We start from the raw sequence: 19,620 nt of genomic DNA, 5'->3' as shown, positions 1-19,620 counted from the left end.
AAGCATTTTAAACTACTTAAACTATAATCCTTATTTTTGCAGAAACTAGGCACTATTTTTGCTAAATTTATAAATCTAAAGACAATCAAATTATGCTAAAAACAATTTTAAAGATTATTGGAGCCCTAATAATTATATTTTTAATCGCCTTATTTACTATTCCTTACTTTTTTAAGGATCAAATAAAAGTTAAAATTGCCCAAGCTATAAATGAAAAAGTAGATGCTAAAGTTGCTTTTTCTGATGCTGATTTGAGTTTAATCAAGAATTTCCCTAACGCTACCGTTTCACTTGACAGTCTGGTCATTATCAATAAAGCCCCTTTTGCAGGCGACACTTTAGTTTCTCTTGGCGAGTTGAATTTAAAAATGTCAATAAAAGAACTGTTTAAAGGCGAAAATGAAGGAATAAAAATTGACGGAATTAGTTCTAAAAATGGATTAATCAATATTATTTTCAATAAAGATGGTGTAGGTAATTATGACATTGCATTAAAAGACAATACAAGTAAAGACAACAAAAAAAGCAAGCCGCTTAATTTAAATATTCAAAATTATAAAATTGAAAATTTCAAATTTAAGTATTTCGACGAAGCGTCAAAAATAAAAATGGTAATCGATAGCTTGAACCATGAAGGAACAGGAGATTTTGCTGCATCAAAATTAGATTTAGTAACAAAATCAACTGCAAAGGTGTCTTTAGACATGGACAAAGTCAACTATATGAAAAATGTAGCTTTGACATTAGATGCTGTTTTAGGAATCGATTTAGAAAAAAGCAAATATACTTTTAAAGAAAATAAAGCACTTATCAATCAATTGCCTTTAGAATTTGACGGATTTATTCAGCTTGTTGATGCAGGACAGGAATATGATTTGAAATTTAAAACACCAACTTCTTCTTTCAAAAACTTCTTAGGCGTAATTCCTTCTGCGTATGCTGCTAGTTTAGATAATGTAAAAACAACGGGAGATTTTACCATTATTGGTTTTGCTAAAGGTTTGTATTCTGAAACAACGGTTCCAAAATTTAATATTGATATCACATCAAAAAATGCGTCATTCAAATATCCTGATTTGCCAAAAACTGTTCAGAATATTACTATAGACACTAAAATAATAAATGAAACAGGAATTCTCAACGATACTTACGTTAATCTAGATCAACTTTCTTTTCAAATCGATCAAGATGTTTTCAACGCTAAAGCAAAGATTACTAATGTTACTGAAAATGCTATAGTTGATGCCGCTTTAAAAGGGACAATCAATTTAGCTAACTTGACCAAGGCTTATCCAATTAAATTAGCAAAACCATTATCTGGAATTCTAAAAGCGGATGTAACTACTAAATTTGATATGGCGTCAGTAGAGAAAAGTGAGTATCAAAAAATTAATAATGCCGGAACAATGAGTTTGTCAGGTTTTAATTATGCCGACGAAAATGGTAAAACGATGAACATAAGCACTGCATTAGTTCAGTTTAATCCAAGTAAAGTCAATCTAAAACAATTTGATGCAACGACCGGTAAAAGTGACATTAGCATAACGGGTGTTTTAGAGAATTTTTATGGCTTCATTTTTAGAAATCAAGAATTAAAAGGAAACTTCTTCATGAACTCTAAACAGTTAGCTGTAGCTGATTTTATGACTGCAGGAGATGATAGTAAAGCCGATGGTAAAAAACCAGATGCAATGAAAATTCCAGCATTCCTGAATTGTTCACTTACCGCAAAAGCCAACACTGTACTATATGATAATTTAACCTTGAGAGATGTTTCAGGAAAACTTATTGTTAAAGACGAAAAAGTTACTTTAGAAAATGTAAAAACCTCTATTTTTGGTGGAACGATTGGTGTGAATGGAGCTGTTTCTACTAAAGGTAAAGTTCCTGTTTTTGATATGGATTTAAAATTAAATCAAGTCGACATTGCACAATCTTTCACACAACTAGACATGTTGAAAAAAATTGCGCCTATTGCGGGAATCGTAAATGGGAAATTAAACTCCACCATTAAATTAAACGGAAATCTTACGGAATCAATGAGTCCTGATTTAAAAACTTTGACTGGTGATTTATTGGGTCAACTCCTTTCAACTACAGTAAATTCGGCTAATTCAACTTTATTAACTGCGGTGGCTTCAAACATAAAATTTATTGATGTAAGCAAAATCAATTTGAATGATATAAAAGCGGCTATTACTTTCAAGGATGGCAAAGTCAATGTTAAACCTTTTGACATCAAGTATAAAGATATTAAAGCAACGATAAGTGGAACACATGGTTTTGATCAAAGTATGAATTACAGTTTAAAATTTGATGTTCCCGCTAAATATTTAGGCTCGGAGGCCAATGAGTTAATCGCAAAATTATCTCCTGCTGACGCTGTTAAATTAGAAAGTATTCCTGTAAGTGCTATTTTAGCAGGTAATTTTTCAAATCCGAAAATTTCAACTGATATAAAAACGGCAGTTACTAACTTGACTAATCAACTGATACAACAGCAAAAAGAAAGATTAGTAAAACAAGGAACCTCAGCATTGACAGACTTAATTAATAAAAACAAAAAGCCGGGAGACACCACTAAAACAGTACTTCCTAAAACGCAAGAGGAAGTAAAAACGAAAGTTAAAGAAGAGGTAAAAACAAAGGCAACTGACTTGCTGAATGGACTATTCAACAAAAAGAAAAAAGTAGCTGACACTACAAAAGTGAATTAACTATTTTGTTACTACAAAAAAAGGGCGAAAAAGTAAATTACTTTTTCGCCCTTTTTTTATACTTTTATGTTGACAATATATCCTTCAGAACTGCGGACATTAAAAACGGTTCCATCTTCAAAAATAAGATACTGCCCTTTTATGCCTTTGAGCTTTCCTTCAAATTGTGGCGTTTTATCTAAACTTAAACTGCTTACTTTCTTAGGATATTCTAAAACTGGATAATGCATTTCATACAAATCATTTTTTTGAGAATAGAAATATTTTTGAACTTCCGTTGGAATTAAATTTTCAAGTTTCAATCTTTCAGCAATCAAATCAACGTGTTCCACAGAATTAATTAGCATTTTCCGCCAATTGGTTTTATCGGCATAATGATTTTTTAAAGCTACTTCGGTAATTCCAGCCAAGTATCGATTAGGAACTTCTACAATCGAAATTGCTTCGTTAGCACCTTGATCAATCCATCGTGTTGGCATTTGAGTTTTTCTGGTTACACCAACTTTTACCTCGCTAGACAACGCTAAATAAACAATATGTGGCTGCAATTGTACTTTCTCTTCATAAACTAAATCTCTGTCGGCAATGCCAAGATGCGCAGTACTTAATTCCGGTTTCATAATCCAATCTCCAACTGCTGCACTCGAATAAAAACAATCATAACAGAATCCTTGGCGGAATATTTTTTTCTTTTTCCCGCAATTTAAACATTGGTAACCAACAAAGTTAATTTCAATATTTTTATCTAGTAATTGGTTCACATTCAAAAAACTATTTTCAAAAACCAGATAATATTGAATTGGATTTCCAAATTCAGTTTGCATTTTGGTCAGTACACCTTCGTAAGTCATATAGTAAAGTTGGGATATTTAATATTAGATTTTAAAATCTAAAAAAAAATGTTATTTTTGGTAAAGTTGTAAAGTTAGTATTTGTCAGTCAATATTCAAATCTAAATCAGCAAACCACAATCTAAAATCAACAACCGTTCATGCCACTAACTATAATCAATTCGTTTGCTTCATGGGTTCTAAAACAACGAATCCATCAAATCGAACTATTCTTGAAATATCCAAATGAAGTTCAGGAAGAATTGCTTATGAATTTAATTCAGCGCTCAAAAAACACTGTTTTAGGCAAGAAATACGAATTCTCATCCATAAATTCCTACGCTACTTTTGCAGAGCGAATTCCGATCGCTACTTACGAAGAACTGCAACCCTTAATCGAAAGAACGCGTCAAGGAGAACAAAATGTTTTTTGGGAAGAACCCATAAAATGGTTTGCCAAATCCAGTGGAACGACCAATGCTAAAAGTAAATTTATTCCGGTAAGTAACGAAGCGCTGGAAGATTGTCATTATAAAGGAAGTAAAGATTTGTTGTGTTTATATTTAAATAACAATGAAGATTCCCAACTATTTCTTGGTAAAAGCCTTCGATTGGGCGGAAGCTCACAGATATATGAAGACAACGATACTTTCTTTGGAGATTTATCTGCTATTCTAATCGAAAATATGCCTATTTGGGCTGAATTTAGTAGCACGCCAAGCAACAAAATCTCGTTAATGAGTGAATGGGAAGGTAAAATTGCTGCCATTATTAATGAAACTAAAAATGAAAATGTAACGAGTTTTGCAGGAGTTCCTTCGTGGATGTTAGTTTTGATGAACAAAATGCTAGAAGAAACTGGAAAAGGAAACTTACTTGAAATCTGGCCCAACCTAGAAGTGTATTTTCACGGTGGTGTAAATTTTGAACCCTATCGCGAACAATACAAAAAAATACTGCCGAAAAAAGATTTCAAGTATTACGAAATATACAATGCCTCCGAAGGATTTTTTGCCATTCAGGATTTGAATAATTCCAGTGATTTATTGTTAATGTTAGATTACGGAATATTTTATGAATTTATTCCAGTGGATACTTTTGGAACACCTAATCAAAAAGTAATTCGATTAGCCGATGTAGAATTGTTCAAAAATTATGCTTTAGTAATTACCACTAATTCTGGTTTGTGGCGTTATTTAATAGGAGATACAGTTCGTTTTACATCATTGGATCCTTACAGAATTCGGGTTACTGGGCGAACCAAACATCATATCAATGTTTTTGGCGAAGAATTAATGGTCGAAAATACGGATCAGGCCATTGCTAAAGCGTGCATATTAACTAACACACAAGTAGTAGATTATACCGTTGCACCAGTTTTCATGGAAGGTAAGGAAAAAGGTGCTCACGAGTGGATGATTGAATTTAAAGAAAATCCAGTTGATATAAGCTATTTCGAAAAAACATTAGACGAAGCCATACAATCATTAAATTCTGATTACGAAGCTAAGCGTTGTAACAATATGACTTTAAATCCTTTGACTGTAAATATTGCCCGAAAAAATCTATTTTACGACTGGCTGAAAGATCGCAATAAATTAGGAGGACAACATAAAATCCCGAGATTATCCAATCAAAGAGACTATTTAGAGCAGTTGAAGAATATGCAGGTTAGTATAATTATATAACTAACTAGTTTCTTAAAAACTAAAGATAATTCGTAGCGTATTCTCTAGAAATAATAAAAAAATCGCTACAGATATATAGCGATTTTTAGTAGTAGACATTCAATAGTAAAACTACATCATATCGATATGTCTGTCGTGATAACCCAATAAGTATAAAACACCATCCAGACCTAAACTAGAAATTGAACTTTCAGCGTTTTCTTTCACCGTAGGTTTTGCATGAAAAGCAATTCCTAATCCAGCCAAGTTTAGCATAGGTAAATCATTTGCACCATCTCCTACTGCTATAGTTTGATTGATGTGAATTCCCTCTTTTTCAGCGATAGTTCTTAGAAGCTCCGCTTTTTTATCACCATCAATTATTTCTCCAATATAATTTCCAGTCAATTTACCGTCAATAATTTCTAACTCGTTGGCGTGAACATAATCAAAGCCTAATTCTTTTTGTAGATAATTACCAAAGTAGGTAAAACCTCCTGACAGAATCGCAGTTTTATATCCGTAGTATTTTAAAGCTCTCATCAATCGATGCGCTCCTTTTGTTATTGGTAAATTGATCGCTACATTTTGCAAAACATCTTCACTTAAACCTTCCAGCAATGCCATACGTTTTTTGAAACTTTCTTTAAAATCAATTTCGCCATTCATAGCTGATTCTGTGATAGTGCGTACTTGCATTCCTACGCCTGCTAATTCTGCCAGCTCATCAATTACTTCCGTTTGTATTAATGTAGAGTCCATATCAAAACAAACTAGTCGTCTGTTTCTTCTGTACATATTATCTTCCTGAAAAGAAATATCTACATCTAAAGATCTAGAAATATCCATAAATTTAGCAGTCATCTCTTTCTTATCTGCCAAAATACCAGACACCGATAACTGCACACAAGAACGTGGATATTCGTCATGATCAACTACAGAAACTCTGCCCGTTAATCTTTTGATAGAATCAATATTTAAGCTTTGATCTGACATTATTCTGGTCACAGCCGCTATTTGTTTTGCTGCTAATGTTTCGCCTAGAATATTTATAATATAGCGTTGCTTAGATTGTGTTTTGACCCAACTTTCATAATCTTCTATAGAAATGGGAACAAACTTTACTTTTATCCCTAATTCATAACCTTTGAACAATAAATCTTTTAAAACGGGACCAGAACAAGCACCTGCTGCAATTTCGAATAAAATTCCTAGCGATAAGGTTTCATGAATATCAGCTTGCCCTATGTCTAAAATAATAGCATCATAGTTTGCCAAAACTGCGGTTAAACCCGCGGTTACACCAAGTTTGTCTTGACCTGAAACTTTTAATAAAATTATCTCTTTATCTTCTACCTGCATGCCCTACTTATTTATTTTAGAATAGACAAAAATCGACAATCTGACGTTGATAAAAAAAAATAATGCTCCTTTTTTCAAACAATAACAAATAGTGTAAAAACGGCATAAAAAAACCCGTTCAATTGAATGAACGGGTTTGTGTTTTTGAGAAAAATGCAATTTTTAAGATGCAATCTCCAAACGTTTCAATAAATTTTTATTCAACGTTTCTTTAGCGTATTCAACGTCAATTTCTAATGTTTTATCATCAGAACTTGGCAGTTCATACATCGCATCCGTTAAGATAGCTTCACATAAAGAACGCAATCCACGAGCACCTAATTTATACTCTAAAGCTTTATCCACAATAAAATCCAATGCTTCATCTGTAATGGTAAAAGTTACTTCATCCATCAAAAACAACTTCTCGTATTGTTTGATTAATGCATTTTTAGGTTGTGTCAAAATCGCACGCAAAGTTTCTCTGTCTAAAGGATCCATGTGTGTCAAAACCGGCAAACGCCCAATAATCTCTGGAATCAATCCGAAATCTTTGATATCTTTTGGAATAATGTATTGCAACAAATTGTCTTTATCAATATTATCTACATTTTTAGATGTAGAATAACCAACTGCCTGACGATTTAATCGTTTAGAGATAATTCGCTCTACACCATCAAAAGCACCACCAGCGATAAACAATATATTTTGTGTGTTTACCTCAACAAATTTTTGGTCTGGGTGTTTGCGTCCTCCTTTTGGTGGCACGTTTACAACTGTTCCTTCTAATAGTTTCAATAAAGCTTGTTGCACTCCTTCACCCGAAACATCACGTGTAATAGATGGATTATCGCTTTTACGAGCAATTTTATCTATTTCGTCAATAAATACAATTCCGCGTTCTGCTTTTGCAACATCATAATCAGCAGCTTGTAACAAACGAGTCAATATACTTTCGACATCTTCTCCCACATAACCAGCTTCTGTAAGTACCGTTGCATCAACGATAGCCAAAGGAACATCTAACATTTTAGCGATGGTTTTTGCCACCAAAGTTTTTCCTGTTCCTGTTTGTCCCACCATAATGATGTTACTTTTTTCAATCTCTACCTCATCGTCTAATTGCTGTTGCATCAAACGTTTGTAGTGATTGTAAACCGCAACCGACATTACTTTTTTAGTTTGATCTTGTCCAATTACATATTGATCTAAGAACGCTCTGATTTCTTTTGGTTTTTTCAAAATCAAATCACCAACGAGTTTTGAACTTCCGCCAGCTTTTAATTCTTCCAAAACAATTCCGTGTGCCTGTTCGATACATTTATCACATATATGTGCATTGATTCCAGCAATCAATAAATTGGTTTCTGGTTTCTTTCTTCCACAAAACGAACATTCTAATACTACTTTTGCCATCTTTTTTTGTTTAAAGTTTAAAATTTAAAATTCCCGTAGCAACCTTAAAACCTTAAACTTGTAACTATTTTACTTTCTTATTAAAACCTCATCAATCATTCCGTATGCTTTTGCTTCTTCAGCAATCATCCAATAATCACGCTCACTATCAGCATGCACTTTATCAAATGTTTGTCCTGAGTGTTGTGAAATAATGTGGTATAATTCATCTTTTAATTTCAACATTTCACGTAAGTTGATTTCCATATCAGTAGCAACTCCTTGCGCTCCTCCTGACGGTTGATGAATCATTACTCTCGAATGTGGTAATGCCGAACGTTTTCCTGCTGCTCCTGCACACAAAAGCACTGCACCCATTGATGCTGCCATTCCTGTACAAATAGTTGCTACATCAGGTTTGATGTATTGCATCGTGTCATAGATTCCTAATCCTGCGTAAACACTTCCACCAGGAGAATTCAAATAGATTTGAATATCCTTAGATGCATCAGCACTTTCAAGGAATAATAATTGTGCTTGAACGATGTTTGCAATTTGATCGTCGATTCCTGTTCCTAGGAAAATAATACGATCCATCATCAATCTTGAGAAAACGTCTAATTGCGAAATATTCAACTGACGTTCTTCAATAATATAAGGAGTCATGTTTTTAGGAGTCATTGCACCTACGATTTTATCGTAATACATTGAATTAACTCCTTGGTGCTTTGTAGCAAACTTTTTAAATTCTTTACCGTAGTTCATATTTATTTGTTCTAAGTTTTACGTTATCTCTAGTTCCCTTACTATTGCAAAGGTCGTACCTCTTTATAGTTAATGTCAATATGTCTCGTTTTTAGCCCAGATAGCAGTGAAAAGCTTTTTGAAATCGTGTTGCATTTTTTTTTGCCCGAAAAGAGCGACTGGAAGAAGCTCCTTTTCTTGCTTAGAAAAAAGCAAACACAATGAAAAAACTTGCAACGGATAGCTGGATTGGCTCCTGACATTATTTTAAATAAAAAGAGCGCCAAAAAATATTTCTTTTGACGCTCAAATATACTTATTTTTTTTAGAAATTATTCTCCGTATGAAGCGGCAATAAATTCTTCGTAAGTAACTTCTTTAGTTGTTGGATTTGCTTTTTCTTTAAACAATTCAAGCATTTTCTCCCCTACCACTTGCTCAGAAAGTCTTTTTACCTCGTCTTGGTTAGACAAAACTCTAGCCACAATTCCTTGAACTTCTTCGTCCGTTGGATTTGTTTGACCAAATTGTGCCATTTGTTGACGAATATTTTTTGTAGTGAACGCTTTCAAGTCTTCAAAAGTAACTTTGATTTCGTTTGTAGCCATTGCTCTACCTTCGATCAACTGAAAACGCAATCCTCTTTCTGATCTTGCATATTCTACTTCAGCTTCCTCAGGAGACAATTTTTTCTCACCTACTGTTTGTAACCATTTTTTCAAAAATTCAGCTGGCAAATCAAATTTTGTGCTTTCGATCAAGAAATCTTGAACATCAGCTAATAATTTTTGATCTGCTTGTTGCGCGAATTGAGCCTCAGCATCTTCTTTGATTTTTGCTTTCAATTCGTCTAACGTAGCTACTTTACCTTCACCAAACAATTTATCAAACAATTCTTGGTTTAATTCAGCAAGTTCAGCTCCGTTGATTGCTTCAATTGTAAAATCTACATCAACAGCAATTGTGTGCACATCATCATGGCCTATTTTCATTACGTCCATCAATTGATGCGCGTCTTCAAATAAATCTTTAGTATTTACAGTCACAACGTCACCTACTTTTTTACCGATGAATTTATCAGCAGTCGCTTTGTCTTTGAACATATCCAAAGCAATAGTAGTTGCGTTATTGATTCCAGCTTCTTCGTTTGCGAAAGTTCCAGTAATATCTGAATCTGCAACAACAACTTCTTGAGGAATTGCAGTTCCAAATTGTTTTTGGATACGTGCTACTTGACCATCGATTAATTTATCATCAGCAGTAACCACATATTTTACTACGTCGTTTTTACCTTCTAAATCTAAAGTAAAGTCAGGAACTAGTCCAATTTCATATTCAAAAACCAATTCTTCAGCATCCCAAGAAAAATTCTCGTTTACTTTAGGAAGCGGAGTTCCAAGAAGGTTTAATCTTTCTGATTGCACAAAACGCTCAAGAGCTAAGTCAACCACTTTCTGAACTTCTTCTTGTTTGATAGCTTTTCCGTATTGTTTTTCAACAAGATCTTTAGGCACAGCGCCTTTTCTAAATCCTTTAACGGTTGCCAAAGGCATTTTTTCGTTTATTCTTTTTGCTACTTGACCTTTGTAATCCATGTGAACTACAGTCATTACAATTGTCTCGTTTACAGCGTCTATTGCTACTCTTTTGATATCCATCTTCTTCTTTAATTTACATTATAAATTCGGACTGCAAAATTATAAAATTTTTACAAGCCAACCAAGTTTTTATCCCCGAACCTTCAGGATTGACTTTTAGGTTATTATTAGTCAATATTCGCAGTTTAAAAAGCCAACTGTTTTGGGCGTGCCCCTTCGTAAAAACTTCGGTTCAGGCTGTTCGTTCCCGCTTGTATTGTTTTGCCCTGCGGGACAAAACAAAACAGAGCTCCACTGCCATCCTTCACGCGAAAGTGACAACGATAAATGCCCGCTTACAATTTATAAGATAATTATTATATATTTATAAAAATGTGTGACTGTTGCCAAACTAATCTTCTAGGTAATTGATTTTAATCATTTTAGAAAAAAAGTAAAATACAACAACTAGAACGTACTAATTTATGCGAAATGACCGCTTTAACTTTTATTTAAACCTATTCACAAATATCATAAAACTCTAATCATATTAGGTTTGAATAGGAATTGTCCCTTTTTTTTTAGTTATTGCTTTACCAAAAAAAAGTCAATACTAAATGAAGTTATCTATATTATTCAAGGAGTTTTACGAAAGTGAAAAGGCAGGAGGTCTAATTCTGCTTTTTGTCACTATTATTTCATTGGCCTTAGCCAACTCTCCTATACACTCTAGTTACACTGCTTTTTGGCAGTTCGATATGGGTGGTCATAGCATTACCCATTGGATAAATGATGCTTTAATGGCAGTTTTCTTTTTACTAATAGGATTAGAGTTAGAACGTGAAATCTACAAAGGCGAGCTCTCTAACATAAAAAATGCTTCTTTCCCTATTATTGGCGCAATGGGCGGTTTTATCATTCCCGCTTGTATTTTTCTATTATTTAACTTTGGAACTGCCACTCAATCAGGAGCAGGAATCCCGATGGCAACAGATATTGCCTTTGCAATTGGTATTTTATCCTTATTAGGAAATAGAGTTCCCACATCACTAAAAATATTCCTAACTGCTCTAGCTGTAATTGATGATTTAATTGCCATTATAGTTATCGCAATATTTTACACAAAAACTATCATCTGGACTAACTTATTACTTGCTCTATCAGTTTTTGTAGTACTACTAATACTTAACCGCCTCAAAGTTAAAAACCTAATTCCTTACCTTTTAGGTGGCGCTGCAATGTGGTTTTTTATGTATAATTCAGGAGTCCATGCTACAATAACAGGAGTCCTACTGGCTTTTGCAATTCCGTTTGGCAACGGTGATGAAAAATCTACTTCTTATGTATTACAACACTTCTTACACAAACCCGTCGCATTTATAATTCTACCACTTTTTGCTATTGCCAACACAAGCATTACCATAGGTACAGACTGGCAAAATGGACTTGGCGAAGCAAACAGTATTGGAATTCTGACAGGTCTTATCTTAGGTAAACCTTTAGGCATTGTAGCTTTTGCTTTTACTGGAGCCTTACTCGGATTGTGTAAACTCCCAAAAGGATTGCAATGGAAAAATATTATAGGGGTTGGATTTTTAGGAGGAATAGGATTTACGATGTCCATTTTCATTACTATTCTTGCTTATGATGATGTTGCACTAATAAATAGTTCTAAAATCGCGATAATACTGGCTTCTATAACCGCAGGACTATTAGGATTCCTTTTCTTAAAATTTACATTAAAAAATAATTCAAAAGAGGAAGTTTAGTTTTAAAAAACACAAAAAAGTCAACAATAAAATTTTACATAACCATTAAGACAGTTATTTTCCTATTTAAATCTCATAATGGCTACTAAAAACAAACGCTATTCTATTCGTATTGATACTATTTCCTTTTAGATACAAATATTCAGCTGCTAATATTACAACTGAAAAAATCAAGATAGAAATCCAGCAAAAAACGGGTAATTCAAAAAATGAATAAGTATAGCTGAATCGGATGGGATTAACGGGAGTAATGATAGATTCTAAAGAAAAAATTCTCATTTGGTTACGCGAAATTCCATTGATGCGTTGCATACTGAAGTTATCAGTCATTTATTGGCGACCGTGCAATCATTAAACTGACAGGACACTACAATAAAACATTTAACAACATGAATGAAATAATTTGCCCACATTGTAAAAAAGCTTTTAAAGTTGACGAAGCTGGTTTTGCTGACATACTTAAACAGGTTCGTGACCATCAATTTGAAGAAGAAATACAAACACGACTAAATCTTGCCGAAAAGGAGAAAGAAAGTGCAGTAAAATTAGCCGAGGCAAATGTTAGGTATTCTGCGCAAGAACAACTCGCAAAGAAAGACAAGGAATTGACTGAACTCAACGCTCAAAAGGACATTGAATTGTTTCAAAAATTAGCCCAAAAAGAAACTGAGCTATTACAACTCAAATCCAAAATAGAAAATGCAGAAGTTGAGAAAAAACTTGCTGTCAACGAAGCCACCCAAAAAGCTGAAAAAGAACGTGATAATTTGGCTAACGATTTAAAAATAAAAGACACCGAAAAACAACTTCTTGAAAAATCATTAAACGAAAAATTTTCGTCTGAACTAAAAACAAAAGACGACATCATTAAGCTAAAGGATGAAGAAATTACACTTAGAAAAGATATGAAGTTGAAACTATCTACAAAAATGATAGGCGAAACACTTGAGCAACATTGTGAGACCGAGTTTAACAAACTTAGAGCAACAGCTTTTCAAAGAGCTTATTTTGAAAAAGACAATGATTCAAAATCTGGGAGTAAAGGTGATTTTATTTACAGAGAGACTGATGAAGCGGGAAACGAAATTATTTCGATAATGTTTGAAATGAAAAATGAGGGAGATCAAACTGCTACCAAAAAAAAGAATGAGGATTTTCTAAAAGAACTAGACAAAGACCGTAACGAGAAGAAATGTGAATACGCTGTTCTAGTATCTCTTTTAGAGTCAGAAAGCGAATATTATAATTCGGGAATTGTAGATGTGTCTCATAGATACAGTAAAATGTATGTGGTGCGTCCTCAATTTTTTATACCGATTATAACATTGCTCCGCAATGCGGCTATGAACTCCATTCAGTATAAAGCAGAACTTGCGTTGGTAAGAAGTCAAAATATTGACATCACCAATTTTGAAGAAAAAATAAACAAGTTTAAAGATGGGTTTGCACGAAATTATGATTTAGCAAGTCGTAAATTTAAAGATGCAATTGATGGAATAGATAAAACCATAAAAGAACTAGAAAAAACCAAAGCTGCTTTGTTGTCGTCTGAAAATAATCTTCAACTTGCAAATGAAAAAACGGAAGATTTAACCATTAAAAAACTAACGCACAGCAACCCGACGATGAAAGCAAAATTTGACGAACTTTAATAGCTTAAATAAATCATGCAAGAACAATCTACTCTTATACTACATAAACAGACATTACCATTTTTAAATATTTCTTCGTATCTGAACGATATTAAGCCCATTCAGTCGGTGACCATTGAAAACACTTCTGAAATAGATATTGTTCAACTTGAAATAAAGATAACAGCTGATCTGAAGTGCATTGAGCCATTTCTTTACAGTGTTCCACTCGTTCCCGCTAACAAAGAAGTAAAAATTCCTTTAGAAAATTTAAAAGTAAACCGCGATTTTCTTAACAAGCTTTCCGAAACCGAAAAAGCAAACATCACTATAGAAGTTATTGAAAAAGAGGTAGTACTAATTAGTGAAACTATTTCTATAAATGTTCATCCACTAGAACATTTTGGAGGATTTCAAATGTTGCCTGAACTGATCGCAGCTTATATTACTCCCAATCATCCTTATATTTATCACATTAAAAGAAAGGCAATTGAAATATTAGAAAAGCAAGGATTAAAAGCAGCATTTGAAGGTTATCAGAGCAATGATCCTGAACGTGTGTTGCAAATCATCTCAGCATTTTATTCGGCTATTCAAAACGAGGAAATTGTATACAGTTCTTTGCCGCCAGGCTATGAAGAAACAGGACAAAGGTTACGTTTATTGAATACCATTCAGCTGGAAAAATTTGGAAACTGTATTGATATTAGTTTATTGTTTGCTGCTTGTTTAGAAGCGGTTGACTTAAATCCAATTCTGATTATTGTACGTGGTCATGCTTTTGTTGGCTGTTGGTTGCAAGACGATAAATTTTCGGAAACCATCAATGATGATAAAACTGCTATAACTAAACGTCTTTCTAAAGGCATTCGTGAAATAGCAGCTGTTGAAGCAACAAGTGTTTGTAAAGCAAACAATATCAAGTTTAGCGATGCACTGAATACGGGCGAAGCACAGTTAGTACAAAAAGAAGATTTTTTATTATCAGTAGATATAAAACGTGCAAGAACTCTCCGTATTCGCCCGTTACCTTTGCTAACAAATGCTACAGGAACGCAATTAGATGAAGAAGCAATAAAGCAAACAGAAACGGCTACCATGGAAAACCGTTTTGAGCTTGGCACCATTTATCAAGACGAATTATTACAAGGAAAACAACCAAAAACCAAGCAAAAAATATGGGAACGCAAGCTTTTAGATTTATCACTTCGTAACAACTTACTGAATCTACATGTAACCCGCAATATGCTACAGTTGGTAGATATCGACATAAGTAATTTAGAGGACACATTATCCGATGGGAAAAGTTTCTCTATTATGCCCAACTCGAATGCAGAGGTTTTGCGAAAGTATAATTTGTTTAATCAGCCACTTCATCACTCATCGCCATTATACCAATTGGCAAATGATGAATTGAAGTACAATCGTTTACTAACACATTATCATCAACAGGATTTAGATAGTATTCTCACTTACATTCATAAAAATGCAAAGCAAGCAATAGAAGAAAACGGTTCAAGTACTCTATATCTTGCCGTAGGGCTTCTCAAATGGTATGACAGAAAAACTCCAGAGCAAGCACGGTACGCACCTGTGTTACTAGTGCCTGTAGAAATTAGTCGTAGGTCTGTAAACAGTAAGTTTGTATTGAAAAGTCGCGAAGAAGAGACCATGATCAACATTACTTTGGTAGAATTTCTTAGGCAAGAGTATGAACTAAATTTGGGAGCATTGGAACAACTTCCTACTGATGAAAAAGGAGTTGATGTAGCAAAAGTAATGGGGATACTTCGCAGAGCAGTTATGCAGTTGAAAGGTTGGGACGTTGAAGAACAATTAGTCTTAGGCAATTTTTCATTCAGCAAATTAATTCTCTGGAAAGACATTGTAATGCATCAGGAAGAGTTGTTAAAAAGCGATATGGTGCGTAGTTTGGTAGAGGGCAAATTAGTATTCAATGAAAATAACGAAGCAAATACTGCAAACGATTTTGATACTGTTCTCTCACAGTCTGTAGTATTGCCAATACCAACCGATGTATCACAAATGGAGGCGGTGCTTGCCGCACAGCAAGGACGTAGTTTTGTTTTGCATGGACCTCCGGGAACAGGAAAATCTCAAACCATTACCAACATTATTGCGGATGCCTTGTATCGTGGAAAAAGAGTATTATTTGTAGCAGCAAAAAAAGCCGCATTGGATGTTGTGCATAGGCGATTGGAACAAATTGGGCTCGCACCATTTACGTTAGAATTACATTCCAATAAATCTAAAAAGTCGGATGTGCTGGTGCAAATGTCAAAATCTATTGAAACGGCTAAACTTGCAGAAACAGCCGATTTTCAACAAGAAGCACAACGATTAGATGCTGCTAAAAAAGCGATTAGTGATTATGTAAATATATTACACCAAAAGCAAGAATTTGGTTGGAGTTTATATGACAGTATTACTGCCTTAGAAAATTACAGCGACAAGAATTTTTCTAAAAATTTCATTTCTGAAACTGTTCTTCAACAATTAAATTCAACACTTTGGCAACAATGGACGGATTGGTTTCCACAATTTCAATCCATTACAAAGCTTCTCATACATCCATCTGAAAATGCATTGACGGCTTTGAATCTACCACAGTATTCGCCTTCGGTAAATGATGAGATTTTATTACAAACACAAAAGTTATTGCAATTTTTACCTGATTTACAAAGTAAATCGCAATCATTAGCTAAGGCAATACATTTACCTTTTTCGATACAATCTAAAAGAGAATGGCAACAATTTATTAAGTTAATAAATGCGTTGCAAAATTTGCCTGATATTTCTTTGGAACTGATAGTTTATTTGTCAGATAAAGAAAACTATAATGTGTATGAAGAATGGAGTAAGGCCTATGATCACTATCTGACTGTTTTAAAAAATGTTTTAAAAAATTACAATCGTAATGTTTTATCTGCAAATATTTTAGCAATAGAAATAGAATGGAAACAGGCACAACAAAGTTGGTTCTTGCCGAAATGGTTACAGAAAAGAAAAATCAAAAAGCAGTTAGTCGTTTTTAGAAATACGCCTTTTAATGATGACGGTGAATTAGAAGAACTTTTTTCTTTTAACAATCAATTGCAAGAAGTGAAAAGTCTTTTACAACAAAGCCGTTTTAGTGTTGTCCAATTGGCTTTGAAAAATTTGTTTAAAGAAGAACAAACAGATTTATCCGACATTAATAATAAAGCTACATTGGTTCAGCATCTGAGCAGTATAACAAACAACTGGGAGCGTAATGGACTTGGTAAATTGGTTCAAATTTGGCAAGAAAAAAAACTGCAGTATTCTGATGAAATCAAGCAAAGTAACTTTGCTGCAATTACAGAGTTTATACAACTAACAACAACGTTCAACGAGCAAAATAAAATTTACGAAACGCTTACAGGAATTAATTTCCAACAAAAAGAAAACTGGCTAAATGAAAGGGTAGCTCAATTACAAAATATACAGGTACATCTCCCTCAATTAAGAAATTGGATAAACTATGTTCAACTTCGTAATCAAGGCGAGAGCTTGAGTTTGCAATGGCTGATAAGTGCTTATGAAAATAAATTGTGTGGTTCTGAAAATATTAATGATTACTTTAATTACACCGTTCACGCTTCCGTGATACAACGCATTATTTCGCAACATGAGTCATTAAGTTTGTTCAATGTAGGCTTGTTTGAAAGTAAAATTGAACAGTATAAAAAAATTGCCAAAGACTTTCAAAATCTCACAATACAGGAATTGCGAGTAAAGTTAGCGGCAGAATTACCCAACACTACAGCAGAAGCAATGCAAAGTTCCGAAATTGGTATTTTACAACGCGCCATTAAAAATAGAGGTAGAGGATTGAGTATTAGAAAACTGTTTGACCAAATTCCTGTGTTATTGCCGCGTATTGCACCTTGTATGCTGATGAGTCCAATTTCGGTAGCACAGTATTTTGATGTAAACACGAAACACTTTGACATTGTTATTTTTGACGAAGCATCGCAATTACCAACCTGCGAAGCAGTAAGTGCCTTGGCAAGAGCAAACCAATGTGTTATTGTAGGTGATCCGAAACAAATGCCGCCTACCTCATTTTTCAGCACTGTAAAATTGGATGAAGAAAATATGGATGTGGAAGATTTAGAAAGCATTTTAGATGATTGCTTATCATTATCTGTTCCTTCTAAATATTTATTACGCCATTATCGCAGCAAACATGAAAGTTTAATTGCTTTTAGTAATGTGAATTATTACGAAAATAAATTACTAACATTTCCTTCATATGATGATTTAAACCGCAAAGTGAAATATCATAATGTCATGGGATTTTATGACAAAGGAAAAACGCGCACCAATAAATTTGAAGCCGATGAGATTGTGCAATACATTAAATTGCATTACCTCAATTCGCAAAAACGGAAGTTGAGTTTGGGCGTAGTTACATTCAGTCAAACACAGCAGAATCTAATAGAAGACAAGTTACAAAAGCTCTTTATGTCTGACCCGAAATTAGAAGAATTTGCCAATGAAAGTAATGAACCATTGTTTGTAAAAAACTTAGAAAATGTTCAGGGTGATGAACGTGATATCATTCTGTTTTCAGTATGCTACGCTCCTGATGAAGAAGGTAAAATGAGTATGAATTTTGGCCCATTAAATCGTGATGGCGGTTGGCGAAGATTAAATGTAGCTGTAACTCGTGCTCGATATGAAATGCATATATTCGCCACATTGCAAGCAGACCAAATAGATTTAAGTCGAACATCAGCCGAAGGTGTGGCGGGTCTGAAAGCATTTTTGCAATTTGCAGATAAAGGGCATTTAAGCGTTCGTCCAGAAGATGTTCAAGAAACCTTTAACAAGCAGCACTTATCAGCATCTATTAGCAAAAAATTACAGGAAAAAGGATTAGAGGTAAAGTGTAATATTGGTACTTCGGGTTTTAAAGTAGACATTGGAATTGTTGACCCAAATAAACCGCAACAATATATTTTGGGAATTGTGGTTGACGGTCATTACTACTATAATGCTCGCACAACCAATGACAGAGAAATGGTAATGCCTTCTGTGCTTAAGGCGTTAGGCTGGAACATTCATCGCATTTGGACAATTGATTGGCATGAAAACTCAGATAACATTATTGATGTAATAATTGACAAAGTAAAGCAGCTGCAAACGCATCCCGAAGTTACAATAGAAAGTATTGCTGAACCAATAGTCGAACCTGCATTTGAACCAATTAAAGGAATGCAGGAAGATGTTGTACAAATTAGTATTACAAGTAAACAAATTCCTTATGTTTCTTCTGTTTTAATTTCTGTATCTAATGCCAATAGTGAAACGATATATGAGTTTCAAAACAGAAACACTATCAAACAACAGATACAAACATTAGTGGAAACTGAAGCTCCAATAAGCAAAATTTTATTGTATAAAAAAGTATTGCAAGGTTGGAATACCAGCCGTGCAGGGGTAAGATTGGAAAAGCACTTGGAAGGAATTATCAAAGAGATGAATATAGTACAGACAATACATCATCAGCCATTTTATTGGAACAACAACACCTCTTTAAAATATTACCGTAGTAACGACTTAGAAAAACGTAACATGGAGGACATTGCACCTGAAGAAGTTTTAGTTGCATTACAGGAGGTTGTAGGAAATAATTTGAGTATTGAGGAAAATGAACTGTTTCGTTACTTAGCTCGGACTTTTGGTTTTGCCAAAGTAGGGAAACAGATTGATATGCTATTGCGTAATGTTATTGATACAGCGGTAAACCAAGGTAAGGTTAAAAGGGAAAACGATAGAATAAAACTTGCTGACAAATGAACAAATATATTGGACGACCAAAAGGAAAAACTCCGAAGAACACCTAAGCCCTAGTTGCACAAGAAAAATGAAAGCTGTAAGGAAAGGAACTGGAATACCCGC

Annotated in this window: 11 protein-coding genes; 5 read left to right on the top strand and 6 right to left on the bottom strand. The window is 34.0% G+C overall.

Annotated elements, in window-relative coordinates:
* Positions 1-92: 92 nt before the first annotated feature.
* Positions 93-2,717, top strand: a complete 2,625-nt coding sequence (locus tag LNP27_RS06205) for an AsmA-like C-terminal region-containing protein (RefSeq protein WP_229943736.1) — start codon at positions 93-95, stop codon at positions 2,715-2,717.
* A gap of 56 nt (positions 2,718-2,773) precedes the next feature.
* Here LNP27_RS06205 and LNP27_RS06200 read toward each other — a convergent pair whose 3' ends face one another.
* A complete protein-coding gene (locus LNP27_RS06200; protein WP_229943735.1) occupies positions 2,774-3,568 on the bottom strand; it encodes a DUF2797 domain-containing protein in 795 nt (264 codons plus the stop codon).
* Positions 3,569-3,708: 140 nt separating this feature from the next.
* Here LNP27_RS06200 and LNP27_RS06195 point away from each other — a divergent pair, with 140 nt between their 5' ends.
* Positions 3,709-5,235 (top strand): GH3 auxin-responsive promoter family protein, encoded by a 1,527-nt coding sequence (locus tag LNP27_RS06195; RefSeq protein ID WP_229943734.1) that lies wholly within the window; start codon positions 3,709-3,711, stop codon positions 5,233-5,235.
* Positions 5,236-5,346: 111 nt separating this feature from the next.
* On the opposite strand, the gene serB is transcribed toward LNP27_RS06195, so the two are convergent.
* The 4 genes from serB to LNP27_RS06175 all read right to left on the bottom strand — a co-directional run bounded on the left by serB (position 5,347) and on the right by LNP27_RS06175 (position 10,352).
* Complete coding sequence (gene serB / locus LNP27_RS06190; protein ID WP_229943733.1) at positions 5,347-6,576, bottom strand: phosphoserine phosphatase SerB; 1,230 nt, start codon at positions 6,574-6,576, stop codon at positions 5,347-5,349.
* A gap of 162 nt (positions 6,577-6,738) precedes the next feature.
* Complete coding sequence (clpX, locus tag LNP27_RS06185; RefSeq protein ID WP_229943732.1) at positions 6,739-7,971, bottom strand: ATP-dependent Clp protease ATP-binding subunit ClpX; 1,233 nt, start codon at positions 7,969-7,971, stop codon at positions 6,739-6,741.
* A 69-nt stretch (positions 7,972-8,040) separates the two neighbouring features.
* Positions 8,041-8,715 carry an ATP-dependent Clp endopeptidase proteolytic subunit ClpP gene (clpP, locus tag LNP27_RS06180; protein WP_229943731.1) on the bottom strand — a complete coding sequence of 225 codons (675 nt, stop codon included), beginning with the start codon at positions 8,713-8,715 and terminating at the stop codon, positions 8,041-8,043.
* 311 nt (positions 8,716-9,026) lie between these two features.
* Positions 9,027-10,352, bottom strand: coding sequence for a trigger factor (locus tag LNP27_RS06175; protein ID WP_229943730.1), 1,326 nt, complete (start codon positions 10,350-10,352; stop codon positions 9,027-9,029).
* 536 nt (positions 10,353-10,888) lie between these two features.
* Between LNP27_RS06175 and nhaA the strand changes: the two genes are divergently transcribed.
* Complete coding sequence (nhaA, locus tag LNP27_RS06170; protein WP_229943729.1) at positions 10,889-12,040, top strand: Na+/H+ antiporter NhaA; 1,152 nt, start codon at positions 10,889-10,891, stop codon at positions 12,038-12,040.
* Between the two features lie 66 nt (positions 12,041-12,106).
* On the opposite strand, the gene LNP27_RS06165 is transcribed toward nhaA, so the two are convergent.
* Positions 12,107-12,370, bottom strand: coding sequence for a hypothetical protein (locus LNP27_RS06165; RefSeq protein ID WP_229943728.1), 264 nt, complete (start codon positions 12,368-12,370; stop codon positions 12,107-12,109).
* Between the two features lie 59 nt (positions 12,371-12,429).
* On the opposite strand from LNP27_RS06165, the gene LNP27_RS06160 reads away from it, so the two are divergent.
* Both LNP27_RS06160 and proA read left to right on the top strand, forming a co-directional pair.
* Positions 12,430-13,692, top strand: coding sequence for a DUF2130 domain-containing protein (locus LNP27_RS06160; protein WP_229943727.1), 1,263 nt, complete (start codon positions 12,430-12,432; stop codon positions 13,690-13,692).
* Between the two features lie 15 nt (positions 13,693-13,707).
* Positions 13,708-19,518 carry an anti-phage protein ProA gene (proA, locus tag LNP27_RS06155; RefSeq protein ID WP_229943726.1) on the top strand — a complete coding sequence of 1,937 codons (5,811 nt, stop codon included), beginning with the start codon at positions 13,708-13,710 and terminating at the stop codon, positions 19,516-19,518.
* Positions 19,519-19,620 lie beyond the last annotated feature (102 nt).

It is taken from the genome of Flavobacterium galactosidilyticum (genome assembly GCF_020911945.1).
Taxonomy (GTDB): Bacteria; Bacteroidota; Bacteroidia; order Flavobacteriales; family Flavobacteriaceae; genus Flavobacterium; species Flavobacterium galactosidilyticum.
Note: the sequence above shows the minus strand (reverse complement) of the source record. Positions and strands in the feature narration are given on the sequence as shown.

Coding starts and splice junctions, on each gene's coding strand:
- LNP27_RS06160 (WP_229943727.1), top strand. CDS start 12,430: ATGAATGAAATAATTTGCCCACATTGTAAAAAAGCTTTTAAAGTTGAC.
- LNP27_RS06165 (WP_229943728.1), bottom strand. CDS start 12,370: ATGACTGATAACTTCAGTATGCAACGCATCAATGGAATTTCGCGTAAC.
- proA (WP_229943726.1), top strand. CDS start 13,708: ATGCAAGAACAATCTACTCTTATACTACATAAACAGACATTACCATTT.
- LNP27_RS06200 (WP_229943735.1), bottom strand. CDS start 3,568: ATGACTTACGAAGGTGTACTGACCAAAATGCAAACTGAATTTGGAAAT.
- clpP (WP_229943731.1), bottom strand. CDS start 8,715: ATGAACTACGGTAAAGAATTTAAAAAGTTTGCTACAAAGCACCAAGGA.
- serB (WP_229943733.1), bottom strand. CDS start 6,576: ATGCAGGTAGAAGATAAAGAGATAATTTTATTAAAAGTTTCAGGTCAA.
- nhaA (WP_229943729.1), top strand. CDS start 10,889: ATGAAGTTATCTATATTATTCAAGGAGTTTTACGAAAGTGAAAAGGCA.
- LNP27_RS06175 (WP_229943730.1), bottom strand. CDS start 10,352: ATGGATATCAAAAGAGTAGCAATAGACGCTGTAAACGAGACAATTGTA.
- LNP27_RS06205 (WP_229943736.1), top strand. CDS start 93: ATGCTAAAAACAATTTTAAAGATTATTGGAGCCCTAATAATTATATTT.
- LNP27_RS06195 (WP_229943734.1), top strand. CDS start 3,709: ATGCCACTAACTATAATCAATTCGTTTGCTTCATGGGTTCTAAAACAA.
- clpX (WP_229943732.1), bottom strand. CDS start 7,971: ATGGCAAAAGTAGTATTAGAATGTTCGTTTTGTGGAAGAAAGAAACCA.